Raw genomic sequence first — 12,756 nt, 5'->3', positions numbered from 1 at the left:
TAGGAATATCTCCACCGACAAAATCAAAACAGAACGTCAAGACTGAAAAAGTTGGCTTAGCGAAAAAATATCTTGAAGAACTTATCATTAAAAAAACGCTTGATATCATTGCGTTGAGTGAGGTTTCTGAAAACGAGAGCTACGCTTTTAAGCAGTTGGCGACTCAATTAAAAATGGGGTATATCGATCTCTCAGGAAAAATAGGCCGGATTATTATTGATATATCATTAATATATCATTAATATATCAAATGAATAAACTAGAGTTTATTTCAAGTAAGTTTTTAACTAAACTCCAGCCTGATAATAGAATGGTAAGGGTAGGCGTTGCTGTTGTATTTAAAGAAATCGAACATCAAAAAATAATCACCCTTTTTTTATCACATTGGCCATCAATATTAAGTGCTAATGATACAACTCGAGAAGTGGCAGCTGCAGGATTAAGAAGTAGTATTAATAAACTCTTTGAAAATAATGGAGATGATGTTCAGTTTATTTGTATGGGGGATTATAATACAGAGCCTTATTCTAATGCGATGCTTAATATATTGTATGCGACAAGAGATTATCATTTAATAAAAAAGAAAAGAAAACTATTATTTAACCCATTTTGGTATCTCTTATCTGATAAGAAGACTAATAATTTAGGTACATATTATTATAATTCCGCATCTATTAATCGTTGGTATGTGTTTGATCAAATGATTTTTTCTTCATCATTTTTATATGGAAAAGAAGATTGTTTTAAATTAGATCTTGAACGGTTTGATTTTTATCGCGTCCTAAATGATGATAATCACTGCCTTGATGATATCTTTTTTAAAAAATTTGATCATTACCCCATATTTTGTAGGATCTTCCATGAATGATGAACATAAGATATTCGAAAAAATAAAAGCTTCACTCAATAGAGCATCTTTTATTATTGATCTACGGAGTAAGATAGAAGATAAAATCAGTGCAGTGGTCAAAAAGTTAGAAGTGATCACCAATAATAAAGTTAAGGTATCATTTGAAGATAATAATAAAAGTAATATTCATTTTATAAATAGTGAACGCCTTGTTTATATTAATAATGCTGATTTAAGTAAAGAGGGTGGTTTTATACTATTTGGTTATAGCTTTAGTAAAATAAATGGCTTTCCTATTGAGATAGAAACGGAAATAGAATCTTTTCACGCAGAAGATATTGAAAATTTATTACATATTATTGTTAATATTATTGATAATGAGTCTATCAGGATCATCGAACTTACTCATCATACTATTTATAATAAATTGATTAATCACCAATAAAAAACCGGCACTGCTTTCGCAATGCCGGTTTTTTATTCTTTTGAGGAAACTAGATGAATAATATTTTTTTATCTATTAAATGAAGAAGTCGTAGTGCTGCACCATTGGGCTTAATTTCGTTTCTTTCCCACTTAGAAACGCTTTCTTTAGTCATATTCAATATCAAAGCAAGGGAAGATTGAGAGATATTATTTTGCTCACGGATCCTTTTTATATCTTCACCTGTCATAGGGGTAGGATGTTTATACTTAGCTTGTAATTCTTTCGCTTTTATTCTGGCGGCAATACGTTTAGTTGTACTGCCATCAGTGACTCCTGCATCTTCCATTTCTTGTGCAAATTTTAGCATTTCTTTCATTTTATCAGTCATATTTAACCTCTGTTAAAAGGCCTAGTGCAATCATTTTATCTATTTTATTTTGATTTGCATTGAAGAGATCTTTTGCTAGATCTTTATAGGACTCAAGTTCATCATCTGTGATCTCTTTGGTTTTTTTAGAGCTTAAACTCGATTTTTTCCAACCATCAGCAAAGAATAAATTATTCCCTTGCTTATAAAATATAATTGTTCTAATTCCGCTACTTTTACCTTTTCCTTGGATACAGGCACGTTTCTTGATAACACCACCACCTAGATCTGCCTCAAATTGTCCTGCAAGGACTTCGGTAGCGATAGCTATTAGTTCTGCATTCGTAAGCGTTATTTTTTTGAAACTATTTTTGAACATCTTTGTTTTATAAATAACCATCACGTCCTCTGTGGTAGTTTTTACTATAGTAAATTTTATCACTCAATCATAGAATGTAAATGGGTATTTTTTAATCGTTTTTTATTTTAATTTTAAGTAAAAAAACCGGCACTGCTTTCGCAATGACGGTTTTATGTTGTTGTATGACTAAGTTTTATAACTTATTGTAAAACAGAAATATCAGCGACTTTTAAGAACAACTCGCGTAATTCATGTAGCATGGTTAAACGGTTGATACGAATTTCTTCGTCTTTATCCATTACCATCACTTTATCAAAGAAGTTATTCACAACATCACGTAAAGAGGCGAGTTCAACTAATGCTTCTTGGTATTTACGTTCAGCAAATAGAGGGGCTAGCTTATCTTGTAGCACAGAAAGATTAGCCGCTAGCTGAACTTCTTCAGGCGCTTTTAGCACCGAGGCTAATACTTTATCGTTGAGCTTAACATCTGCTGATTTTGCTAAGATATTAGAAACACGTTTATTGGCTTCGGCTAATGCAGCTGCTTCTTCTAAGGTTCGGAAGTAAGTAACGGCTTTTACACGAGCGTTAAAGTCAGCAGGTTGTGTTGGGCGGCGCGCTAATACCGCTTGAATAGTATCAATACTATAACCCAGCTCTTGATACCAAGCACGGAAACGACCTAGCATAAACTCTACGACATCACTGACGACATTTTGGTTCGTCAGTTTGTCACCATATAGGCGAGCCGCTTCTTGGGTTAATTCTTCAATATCTAATGGTAAATCTTGTTCAACAATAATACGTAGCACACCAAGGGCAGCACGACGTAAAGCGAAAGGATCTTTATCCCCTTTAGGATGTTGACCAATACCAAAGATACCTGCCAGCGTATCCATTTTTTCAGCTATAGCGACAGCACTTGCTACTGGGTTAGATGGTAGTGCATCACCTGCAAAACGTGGTTGATATTGCTCTTTTAATGCGACAGCAACTTCTTCATCTTCACCATCATGGCGAGCATAATGCATCCCCATAACCCCTTGGGTATCGGTGAATTCAAACACCATATTGGTCATTAAGTCACATTTTGATAATAAACCAGCACGTGTTGCTTTATTGACATCAGCACCCATTTTCTCAGCAATAAAACCGGCGAGAGCTTGAATACGGTCTGTTTTGTCGCGTAGAGAGCCTAAATCTTTTTGGAAAAGAACAGTTTCAAGGCGTGGTAAGTTATCTTCTAAACGCTGTTTTCGGTCAGTTTTAAAGAAGAATTCCGCATCCGCTAAACGAGGGCGAACCACTTTTTCGTTACCACTGATTATCTGTTGAGGATCAGAGGATTCAATGTTAGAAACGAAAATAAAGTGAGGTAATAGCGCACCTTGTTTATCGTAAACAGGAAAATATTTCTGATCGCCTTTCATGGTGTAAACCAGTGCTTCAGCCGGAACTTCAAGGAATTTTTCCTCAAATTTTGCCGTTAACACCACAGGCCATTCAACTAATGAAGTGACTTCTTCAACTAGGCTGTCACTTAAATCAGCGACACCACCTAGTTTTTCAGCCGCAAGACGTGCATCATGAAGAATGATGGATTTACGGTTTTCGTAATCGGCAATGACCTTACCACGTTCATAAAGGATTTCAGGGTACTGGTCTGCATTATCGATAGTAAATTCAGCTTCACCCATAAAACGGTGGCCACGAATAATACGATCGCTTTGTACACCTAAGATTTCACCGTCAATGAGGGTATCACCCAATAATAAAGTAACAGTATGCACTGGACGCACAAAATGCGTTTCTTTATCACCCCAACGCATTAATTTAGGGATAGGCAGTTTTGCCAGTGCATTGCTTACCATACCAGCCAGTAGTTGGTTAACGGCTTCGCCTTTAACTTCAGCACGATAAAAGAGCCACTCACCTTTATCCGTTGATAAACGTTCAGCTTGATCAACAGTGATGCCGTTACCTCTAGCCCAACCTTCTGCGGCTTTAGTTGGCTTACCTTCAGCATCAAATGCTTGCGCTATAGCAGGGCCTCGTTTTTCAACGATCCTATCTGCTTGAGATTTCGCCATATTCGCCACTTTGATGGCTAAACGACGAGGAGCGGCAAACCAAGATACATCACCATGAGTAATATTGGCGTTATCCAGTTCAGCCGTAAAATGGGTCGCAAAAGATTCGGCTAAAGAACGAAGCGCTTTCGGCGGTAACTCTTCTGTGCCGATTTCCACAAGGAAAGTCTCAGTTGTCATAATAGCCTCTTACTTTTTACACATAGGGAAACCAAGCGCCTCACGGGAAGCATAGTAAGCTTCAGCGACGGCTTTGGTTAAAGTACGGATACGTAAAATATAGCGTTGACGCTCTGTAACAGAAATCGCTTTACGTGCATCCAATAAGTTAAAAGTGTGACCTGCTTTTAAGATACGTTCGTAAGCAGGTAAAGGCAGAGGTTTTTCTAACTCTAACAACTCACGAGCTTCTTTTTCATATTGTTCGAAACAAGAGAATAAGAAGTCAACATCTGCATATTCAAAGTTATAAGTTGATTGTTCTACTTCATTTTGGTGATAAATATCGCCGTAGGTGGTTTTACCTAATGGGCCATCACACCAAACTAAGTCATAAACGCTATCAACGCCTTGAATGTACATTGCCAGACGCTCTAAACCGTAAGTAATTTCGCCAGTGACGGGTTTACACTCTAATCCGCCAACTTGTTGGAAATAGGTAAATTGCGTCACTTCCATGCCGTTGAGCCAAACTTCCCAGCCTAATCCCCAAGCACCTAATGTTGGGTTTTCCCAGTTATCTTCAACAAAACGAATATCATGGATAGTAGGATCTAATCCTAATTCTCTTAAAGAGCCAAGATAAAGCTCTTGGATGTTATCCGGTGATGGCTTGATGATAACTTGGAATTGGTAATAGTGCTGTAGACGGTTAGGGTTTTCACCGTAACGTCCGTCAGTTGGACGGCGTGATGGTTGAACATAAGCCGCTGCAATAGGCTCTGGGCCTAATGCTCGTAAACAGGTCATTGGGTGTGAGGTACCTGCTCCTACTTCCATATCTAATGGTTGAACAATGGTACAGCCCTGACGAGCCCAATAATCCTGTAATGTCAGGATCAGCCCCTGAAAGGTTTTGGTATCAAACTTTTGCATGTTATATCCGCATGGCGATACATAGAATAAAAAGAAAGGTTTCAGTATACCTTCTAGACGAAAGATATACAGCAAGGAATACGGGCAATTTTCTCTTGATCAAAAAAATAGTGCCTTAATCGTTGTTATGACTATGCTCAAATAGCCAGAATGATTTTTTCTTAGTCTATTTACATGTGTTTTTATACAGTATATAAAGAGCGATATCAATTGTATGAATAACACCTATAAAGAACAAGGAATGTAGCAAATGAATAAACAACGTTGTGATTGGGTAACTCAAGATCCTGAATATCTCGCATACCATGATAATGAATGGGGAAAACCACAGCGAGATAAATACAAACTTTTTGAGATGATCTGCCTTGAAGGACAACAGGCAGGTTTGTCGTGGTATACCGTATTAAAGAAAAGAGCAGGATTTCGTCGTTGTTTTTTTGATTTTCGTCCTGAAAAAATAGCACTAATGACTGAAAAAGATGTGGAAACACTACTACAAGATCCGTCTATTATTCGTCATCGTGGCAAAATTAACGCCATTATCAATAATGCGCGTGCCTTTTTAGCGATGGAAGCTCAGGGTGAAGATTTCAGTGAATTTATTTGGCAATTTGTTGATGGAAAACCCATTGATAACCAGTGGCAGACTATTTCACAGGTTCCTGCTTTTACTGAAATTTCAGATGATATGGCTAAGGCGTTAAAGAAAAAAGGGTTTAAATTTGTTGGTACTACCACCTGTTATGCATTTATGCAAGCAGTAGGCATGGTTAACGATCATATACTCTGTTGTTTTTGCCGGCAATCTCAGCCGGAAAGTAGTATTAAATAGAAGAATACTAGTTTAGTTATCTTTAATTGGATTTAAAACTGAATTTATATTTCAATATTGGTTTTAAGGTTGGTGTTGATATTTAAGTATACATCTGTTAACGGTTGATGCTGAGTCCGGCTCACGGTATGGTGTTTATCTAATGAAAAACGACAAAGAAGATCCTGCAAAGATGACTCAACTATCACGATTTGGGCAAAAATTTGCTCGCCACTCAGGTATTTCTCGCTTGATGCAAGACTTAAATGAAGGAATACGTACACCAGAAGCGGTGATGTTAGGAGGAGGAAATCCTGCCCATATTCCTGAGATGGACAGCTATTTTCACCAATTATTACAAGAGATGGTGAATAATGGCTCATTAAGTGATGCCGTATGTAATTACGATGGGCCACAAGGTAAAGATGCGATGCTCAACGCCTTGGCTATTTGTTTAAAAGAAAAATTAGGATGGAATATTTCCGCTAAAAATATTGCGCTTACTAACGGCAGTCAAAGTGCTTTCTTTTATCTTTTTAATTTACTCGGTGGCCAATCTGCTGAGGGTAAAAAGCGCAAAATTCTTTTTCCCATCGCTCCGGAATATATTGGATATGCCGATGCCGGATTAGAAGAAGATTTGTTTGTTGCGAATAAACCCACTATTGAAATGCTACCTGATGGACAATTTAAATATCATGTAGATTTTGAACATTTAACGATAGGTGATGATATTAGTGCTATTTGTGTTTCTAGACCAACAAATCCAACAGGTAATGTGATCACTGATGATGAAGTAAAAAAGCTGGATGCCTTAGCGAAAAAACATGATATCCCACTGATTATTGATAATGCTTACGGCGTGCCCTTTCCGGGGATTATTTTTTCCCAAGCAACTCCCCACTGGAATGACAACACCATTCTTTGTATGAGCCTCTCTAAGCTAGGATTACCGGGGGCTCGTTGTGGCATTATTATCGCTAATGAAGAGCTTATTACTGCAATCACGAATGTGAATGGCATTATTAGTCTTGCCCCTGGAGGTATTGGCCCTGCGATGGCATTAGAAATGCTCAAACGTGATGATTTAATGCGATTATCCCAAGAGATAATTAGATCTTTTTATCATCAACGAGTACTTGAAACTATTGATATTATTCGTCGCTATCTACCTAAAGAGCGTTGCCTTATCCATAAACCGGAAGGGGCTATTTTCTTGTGGCTTTGGTTTAAAGATTTACCAATCTCAAGTGAAGAACTCTATCGGCGTTTAAAAAAACGTGGTGTATTGATGGTTCCTGGTCACTATTTCTTTCCAGGCTTAGAAGAGTCGTGGCAACATGCACATCAATGTATGCGAATGAATTATGTACCAGAGCCTGCATTAATTGAAAAAGGAATAAAGATCCTATCGGAAGAGATAGAACGATGCTTATCGCCAGAATAAATAAGTAATAAAAATGCCCCTTCAGCGAGAAGAAGGGGCAAAGACAATAACGAGGACTTTTGAGCATAAGTTTGACGGAAAGAAATTGATTACTAAAAGTTAGCAATCCGTCTCAATCTAAATTTCTTAGCACGAGCGCTATTAAAACAGATAATAATAAAATCGATGGCTTAAATAAGCCCCTTTTAAGCCCTTTATTATCCTTCTGTAAAGTGAAATTAAGCATTTGATAACAAATTGACTGCAACCATTTAATATATCTATTAAATTCGCTACAAAGCCCAAATAATCAGTGCCATTAGTTGTGGCGTGATGATGCGTAAAAACATAGCTAAAGGATAAACCGTGGCATAAGAAAGTGCGGCTGCACCGCTATTTTGATGAATAGAATTAGCGAATGCTAGAGCGGGAGGATCAGTCATCGAGCCTGCAAGTACGCCACATAGGGTAAGGTAATTTAACTTAAAAACGAGACGAGCCATTATACCGACTATCAATAATGGGAGTAGTGTGATCGCGATACCATAGCCAATCCAACTTAACCCTTGTCCATATATTAAGGTATCAATAAACCCGCCACCGGAATTAAGGCCAACCACAGCCAAAAACATGACGATCCCGAGTTCACGTAGTGCAAGATTAGCACTTGGGGGCATAAACCAATAGAGTTTCCCGAAAGTACCAATACGGCCTAAAATCAAGGCCACGATCAGCGGCCCGCCAGCAAGGCCTAATTTTAGTGCAACAGGGATCCCCGGAATAAAAATAGGGATAGAGCCTAATAAAACCCCTAAACCAATGCCAATAAAAACAGGCAACATCTGTACTTGTTCTAATTTTTGTCGTGCATTACCTAAAAGTACCGTAATTGCTTCTATGGCCCCAGGTCTACCCACAACATTTAAAATATCGCCAAACTGTAGCATACTGTTATTACTAGGAATTAATTCAATTCCAGCTCGATTTAATCGTGTGATAACAACATCATATTTTCTTTTTAAATCGAGATCTTTTAATCGTTTACTCAATACTGCGTCATTCGTGACAACAATGCGCACAGATTGTAATTGATGGGTTGAGGTAGAAAGTGAAGCATCTACTTCTTCGCCTAAAATAAGGCGAACCTTATTGAGATCTTCTCTTGAGCCGACAATATGCAGTAAATCGCCTAACTGAATAATAGTGGAAGGCATCGGAACCATAATATCGTCGCCACGTTTCAAACGTGAACAGACAAGGGCATCTTCATTGAGTTGTGGGATATCTTGCATTAATAAGCCATCTAAATTGGGATTGCGAATGGCAATGTTAATGGTATGCAGTGTCTCTTTAGTGCTGTTTTGCTGATGGTTAAAGTGTTTTGCTTCTCGCTCTATATTGATTTTAAATAGCACGCGAATAAACCACATGACCAAAAGAATGCCACAAATTCCCATGGGGTAAGCCATAGCATATCCCATTCCCATTTGACTGATTATGGCTGGATCAATATTAAGGTCGGTGAGGATTTGTTGCCCTGCACCTAATGAAGGCGTGTTCGTTACCGCACCAGAAAAAATGCCAAGAATAATGGGTAGTGGCACATTAAATAAGTGATAAATAAAGGCTGTTACTAGTGAACCAAGTAAAATAATCAAAATGGCAAAGGCATTGAGCTTAAGCCCAGATACACGTAAAGAAGAGAAAAAACCGGGGCCGACTTGGATACCAATGGTATATACAAAGAGGATAAGGCCGAATTCTTGAATAAAATGGAGTATCTGTGTGTTGAGCACCAGTCCATAACGTTGAGCTAAATGGCCTACAATAATCCCTCCAAACAGCACTCCGCCAATTCCTAAACTGACCCGATAGATTTTAACGTTACCTATCCAAAGTCCTAAGGCGCCTGCTAATGACAACATCACCATTGTTAATGCAATATCACTCATAAAACAGATCCTATGCCAAGTGAAATAGCCAAGTAACTTACTAGCTAAAACGATACATCTAGTTTGCCAAAAAGATAAAAAAACGCTGTGTCTTATTGCACAAATTCAGCATATATAACGATCAAAAAAATAAAAAAGATAAATATTCAGTTAAAATATTTATTTAAAATGAATAGGGTTGAATTTTAATATCAGTGAAACATAATAATTTATAACATCAGAATTATTATATAAAATGAGTTTATTTTTAGATTAAATTAATTACCTGTGTTATTAAAAATAAACCCCTTAGATCTTCTTTTTCTTGTCCTAACAAGGAAAACAGGTTTAACTATGTAATAAAGGTGTTTAACCCTAACGGCTTTTTATAGGTGCTCTATGAGATCCATAATCATTAACAAGTTAATACTAGCGACGTTTATGCTATCACTGACAGGGTGCTCAAGTGTTATGACGCATGCAGGCCCTAATAACGAGCTTTATTCAGGAACAAAAAATAACGTTAATATGCTTTCTGATGATGAAACAGGGTGGGCAATGAAACCGTTAGTTATTCTTGATCTTCCTTTTAGTGCGTTATTAGATACTTTATTGCTTCCTTATGATTATTATACACAACATGATGACAACAGTGATAATTCACCTAAAGAAAGGATAAAAAAATTAGGTAGCACTAATGATACACTTAATACTGGAAATAAAACCTAATTATTATAAATAAGACTAAATATAATCACTTATTTATTATTTAGTCATTATTTATATTTATTTTTTTGCTGTAGCTTCTTTTGGACCAAACATCTTGTTAAGGTTATCAAGCTCTTGCATTCCTTTTTCACAAATTGCTTTTTGCTCTTTTAGGGTGGAAGAACTGATCAACTTTTTATTTTGTTCAAAATTACCTTTTATTTCAGGCATGTTCTGTTTTAAGTCATCTCTTGTAGCAATATATTGTAAGAATTTATCGGCTTCTTTAAAGTAAACCCGACAAGTTTGTGATGTAGCCGCTTGGACTGAAAATGTGGTGACGAATAAAAGTAATGTGCTAATGCCCCAACGTGATTTCATGCTCTAAATTCACCTAACTGATTTGACATAGGGTAATTATATAAAAAGTGCATGGAATAAACGATAACAATAAAGAATAAATTTGTCATTTTTCATGATGTTTTCTGATAACTGTAAAGAAAAATAGCTGTTTCATATAACTTAAGTAAAAGTAGGGTTTATGATGCGGTTAATTTCAGCAATAGTGCTAATAAAAAGTTAAAAATCAGTCATTTTGGTTGAAAACCATACGAACAGTTGGGAGATAAGAAAAAAGTATTGACGCTTTGGCTTTCTGGCAGTAAGATGCACCTCGTTTTCGGCGAGTAGCGCAGCCTGGTAGCGCAACTGGTTTGGGACCAGTGGGTCGGAGGTTCGAATCCTCTCTCGCCGACCATATTTAGAAACCCCGCTTTTTTAAAGCGGGGTTTTGTCGTTTTAAGGCATCTCTTTATAAATAATCGCTTATGATTTTTTTACTCTCTGATCTGATAAGTCGGCATAGTTGCATTATTAGTAACAGTGTAGGTAAGTCAGGGTAAAAAGACGGTTTTTATAAATCTTTTTTGTTTCTCTTTACATATACATAGCACTCCTATTTCCGGTGATAAGAGTGTAAATTGAATGCGTATTGAGTTGTCTATTTTAATCTATTGTATTTTATGGTGTTGTGCTTTTTTTTCTGTAGCGAATGAAAGTCATATCGATCCCCCTGTACCAGTAGATTTACCGACAGAAACACAACTTAGAGATCAATTACTACAACAAAATGACAATGTCTCTTTAGTGAACTTAGCACCACAAAATAAAAGGGAATTTATCACACCTTCTGTGCATTGTTTTTCAATCAAACAGGTAAAACTCCATCATCTCGATGAGTTTTCTTCCCCATCACTGCAACGCCAAGTGGCAAAATGGCAAGCTGAATTAGTTGGGCATTGTCAGTCACAGGCATTGTTAGAACAAGATATCAATATTCTGAATGCGCTGCTTTATGATGCAGGTTATGTGACCAGTGAGGTGGGTAAAGTTGATCTTTATGCCGATGACGAGGTATTGGATATCACATTAAATGTCGGGAGAGTGCAAGACATTGTTTCCGAAGCCCCGACAGATAAACGCTATTTGATTTCACAGGCAGTGCCTGTCAAAAAAGGTGATGTTTTAAACGTTAAAGATATTGAACAGGGGGCTGACAATTTCAGATCCCGTCCTAATAGTAATGTCAAAATTCAGATAGAACCCTCGTCAAAAGAACATGAGTCAATTATTTCTCTTTCTCAAGTGGGAAAAAGGACAATGGCAGGCTCGGTATCGATTGATAATAAGGAGCAGAAAATTTACGGAGATCTATTTGGTACTACAAGGCTAAGCTTTGGTAATCTAGCGCAACTTAATGATACTTTAATGGTTATTCTTTCAAGTCAACTCGATACCTTAAAATCAAGAGGCATCAAGAAGCAGATCTTTTTATGGCAAGTACCTTATCATTATTGGCGTGCGACATTATTTGGTTATGATATTGGTTCAAAAATGAGAGTCTCTGAAACGACAAAAGAGTTACAAAAAACGCGTCAACAGCTTCTTTCTTTTGAGATCCAGCGCCAATTTAGACCTTCAACACAGCGTACGGTGACTTTAAGTGGTGGAATACAATATTACACTTATCGCAATGAAGTGTCAGGCTATCGCTTATCAGTCCATGAGCGTCGCAGTCCTTATATTAATGCGGGTATTGAGCAAAATTATCGCTTTATGAGAGGGGGTTACCTTAATGCTAAACTTCATTATAAGCAGAGTGTTTTTATTCCTGGCGCAAGACTATCACCGATAGATTCCCTTAATGGTGTACCCATTTTTAATCTTAATTTTGATGCATTAATTCCTTTTAAAATCACTTCACAGCAATTTTTTTATCAACCAGAAATGATATTTCAACTGACTCGCTCAGATATTGATGGATTACTTGATAAAGCAACCATTGGTGGTCTGTATAGCGTGTATGGTTTTGAGTCCGGCAAAGGTTATTCTGATGCCAATCAGTTTGTTTCCCGACATAAAGTTACTTGGCTTACACCTTTGAATAACCAAATGCTATTTTCCGCCATAGATTATGGTTCCGTTTCAGAAGATAGAAAAAACATTTTTTATAATAAAAATAAATATTTAGTTGGTGCGGCAATAGGATTAGAAGGTAGCTTTAAGAAACTAAGTTATCAGTTAGTATGGAGCATACCGTTATCAGCCCCTTCTAGTCGAGAAGCAACAGGATCGCAGTTTAATTTTAATACCCAATTTAACTTCTGATTATGGAGGTTTATTTTATA

12 protein-coding genes, 1 tRNA gene and 1 pseudogene are annotated in these 12,756 nt (G+C 37.0%); 8 read left to right on the top strand and 6 right to left on the bottom strand.

What is annotated here, in order from left to right; translation table 11 throughout:
• From AACU98_RS02980 to AACU98_RS02970, 3 genes and pseudogenes are all read left to right on the top strand, one after another.
• Positions 1 to 242: pseudogene (locus AACU98_RS02980) on the top strand (endonuclease/exonuclease/phosphatase family protein); the annotation flags it as partial.
• Positions 243 to 250: 8 nt separating this feature from the next.
• Positions 251 to 868: an endonuclease/exonuclease/phosphatase family protein gene (locus AACU98_RS02975; RefSeq protein ID WP_237612238.1), complete on the top strand. Its 618-nt coding sequence runs from the start codon at positions 251 to 253 to the stop codon at positions 866 to 868.
• Positions 861 to 1,295: a hypothetical protein gene (locus AACU98_RS02970; RefSeq protein ID WP_004246827.1), complete on the top strand. Its 435-nt coding sequence runs from the start codon at positions 861 to 863 to the stop codon at positions 1,293 to 1,295. Before AACU98_RS02975 ends, AACU98_RS02970 begins: the two co-directional genes overlap by 8 nt.
• A 49-nt stretch (positions 1,296 to 1,344) precedes the next feature.
• On the opposite strand, the gene AACU98_RS02965 is transcribed toward AACU98_RS02970, so the two are convergent.
• The 4 genes from AACU98_RS02965 to glyQ all read right to left on the bottom strand — a co-directional run bounded on the left by AACU98_RS02965 (position 1,345) and on the right by glyQ (position 5,193).
• Entirely contained in the window at positions 1,345 to 1,665 is a 321-nt protein-coding gene (locus AACU98_RS02965) for a helix-turn-helix domain-containing protein (protein WP_004246828.1), read from the bottom strand.
• On the bottom strand, positions 1,658 to 2,044 hold the full coding sequence (locus AACU98_RS02960) for a type II toxin-antitoxin system RelE/ParE family toxin (RefSeq protein WP_004249093.1): 387 nt from the start codon (positions 2,042 to 2,044) through the stop codon (positions 1,658 to 1,660). Before AACU98_RS02960 ends, AACU98_RS02965 begins: the two co-directional genes overlap by 8 nt.
• A 161-nt stretch (positions 2,045 to 2,205) precedes the next feature.
• Entirely contained in the window at positions 2,206 to 4,278 is a 2,073-nt protein-coding gene (glyS, locus tag AACU98_RS02955) for a glycine--tRNA ligase subunit beta (RefSeq protein WP_017827114.1), read from the bottom strand.
• Between the two features lie 9 nt (positions 4,279 to 4,287).
• On the bottom strand, positions 4,288 to 5,193 hold the full coding sequence (gene glyQ / locus AACU98_RS02950) for a glycine--tRNA ligase subunit alpha (protein ID WP_004246832.1): 906 nt from the start codon (positions 5,191 to 5,193) through the stop codon (positions 4,288 to 4,290).
• Between the two features lie 250 nt (positions 5,194 to 5,443).
• Here glyQ and AACU98_RS02945 point away from each other — a divergent pair, with 250 nt between their 5' ends.
• Positions 5,444 to 6,025, top strand: a complete 582-nt coding sequence (locus AACU98_RS02945) for a DNA-3-methyladenine glycosylase I (RefSeq protein WP_004246833.1) — start codon at positions 5,444 to 5,446, stop codon at positions 6,023 to 6,025.
• 172 nt (positions 6,026 to 6,197) lie between these two features.
• Positions 6,198 to 7,451 (top strand): valine--pyruvate transaminase, encoded by a 1,254-nt coding sequence (locus AACU98_RS02940; RefSeq protein ID WP_012368523.1) that lies wholly within the window; start codon positions 6,198 to 6,200, stop codon positions 7,449 to 7,451.
• Between the two features lie 272 nt (positions 7,452 to 7,723).
• Here the strand turns inward: AACU98_RS02940 and AACU98_RS02935 are convergent, their stop codons facing one another.
• On the bottom strand, positions 7,724 to 9,382 hold the full coding sequence (locus AACU98_RS02935; RefSeq protein WP_161735484.1) for a putative transporter: 1,659 nt from the start codon (positions 9,380 to 9,382) through the stop codon (positions 7,724 to 7,726).
• 378 nt (positions 9,383 to 9,760) lie between these two features.
• Between AACU98_RS02935 and AACU98_RS02930 the strand changes: the two genes are divergently transcribed.
• Positions 9,761 to 10,090: a YceK/YidQ family lipoprotein gene (locus AACU98_RS02930; protein WP_004246836.1), complete on the top strand. Its 330-nt coding sequence runs from the start codon at positions 9,761 to 9,763 to the stop codon at positions 10,088 to 10,090.
• Positions 10,091 to 10,147: 57 nt separating this feature from the next.
• Here the strand turns inward: AACU98_RS02930 and AACU98_RS02925 are convergent, their stop codons facing one another.
• A complete protein-coding gene (locus tag AACU98_RS02925; protein ID WP_004246838.1) occupies positions 10,148 to 10,450 on the bottom strand; it encodes a DUF5339 family protein in 303 nt (100 codons plus the stop codon).
• A gap of 299 nt (positions 10,451 to 10,749) precedes the next feature.
• Between AACU98_RS02925 and AACU98_RS02920 the strand changes: the two genes are divergently transcribed.
• Positions 10,750 to 10,826, top strand: a tRNA-Pro gene (locus AACU98_RS02920).
• Between the two features lie 227 nt (positions 10,827 to 11,053).
• Positions 11,054 to 12,736, top strand: coding sequence for a ShlB/FhaC/HecB family hemolysin secretion/activation protein (locus AACU98_RS02915; protein WP_049201709.1), 1,683 nt, complete (start codon positions 11,054 to 11,056; stop codon positions 12,734 to 12,736).
• Positions 12,737 to 12,756 lie beyond the last annotated feature (20 nt).

Source organism: Proteus sp. G4380 (assembly GCF_963885725.1).
Classification (GTDB): domain Bacteria; phylum Pseudomonadota; class Gammaproteobacteria; order Enterobacterales; family Enterobacteriaceae; genus Proteus; species Proteus mirabilis.
Note: the sequence above shows the minus strand (reverse complement) of the source record. Positions and strands in the feature narration are given on the sequence as shown.

Excerpts from the sequence above, each read along its gene's own strand:
- AACU98_RS02960 (WP_004249093.1), bottom strand. The coding sequence starts at position 2,044 with ATGGTTATTTATAAAACAAAGATGTTCAAAAATAGTTTCAAAAAAATA.
- AACU98_RS02935 (WP_161735484.1), bottom strand. The coding sequence starts at position 9,382 with ATGAGTGATATTGCATTAACAATGGTGATGTTGTCATTAGCAGGCGCC.
- AACU98_RS02915 (WP_049201709.1), top strand. The coding sequence starts at position 11,054 with ATGCGTATTGAGTTGTCTATTTTAATCTATTGTATTTTATGGTGTTGT.
- AACU98_RS02925 (WP_004246838.1), bottom strand. The coding sequence starts at position 10,450 with ATGAAATCACGTTGGGGCATTAGCACATTACTTTTATTCGTCACCACA.
- glyQ (WP_004246832.1), bottom strand. The coding sequence starts at position 5,193 with ATGCAAAAGTTTGATACCAAAACCTTTCAGGGGCTGATCCTGACATTA.
- AACU98_RS02930 (WP_004246836.1), top strand. The coding sequence starts at position 9,761 with ATGAGATCCATAATCATTAACAAGTTAATACTAGCGACGTTTATGCTA.
- AACU98_RS02965 (WP_004246828.1), bottom strand. The coding sequence starts at position 1,665 with ATGACTGATAAAATGAAAGAAATGCTAAAATTTGCACAAGAAATGGAA.
- AACU98_RS02975 (WP_237612238.1), top strand. The coding sequence starts at position 251 with ATGAATAAACTAGAGTTTATTTCAAGTAAGTTTTTAACTAAACTCCAG.
- AACU98_RS02945 (WP_004246833.1), top strand. The coding sequence starts at position 5,444 with ATGAATAAACAACGTTGTGATTGGGTAACTCAAGATCCTGAATATCTC.
- AACU98_RS02970 (WP_004246827.1), top strand. The coding sequence starts at position 861 with ATGAATGATGAACATAAGATATTCGAAAAAATAAAAGCTTCACTCAAT.
- glyS (WP_017827114.1), bottom strand. The coding sequence starts at position 4,278 with ATGACAACTGAGACTTTCCTTGTGGAAATCGGCACAGAAGAGTTACCG.
- AACU98_RS02940 (WP_012368523.1), top strand. The coding sequence starts at position 6,198 with ATGACTCAACTATCACGATTTGGGCAAAAATTTGCTCGCCACTCAGGT.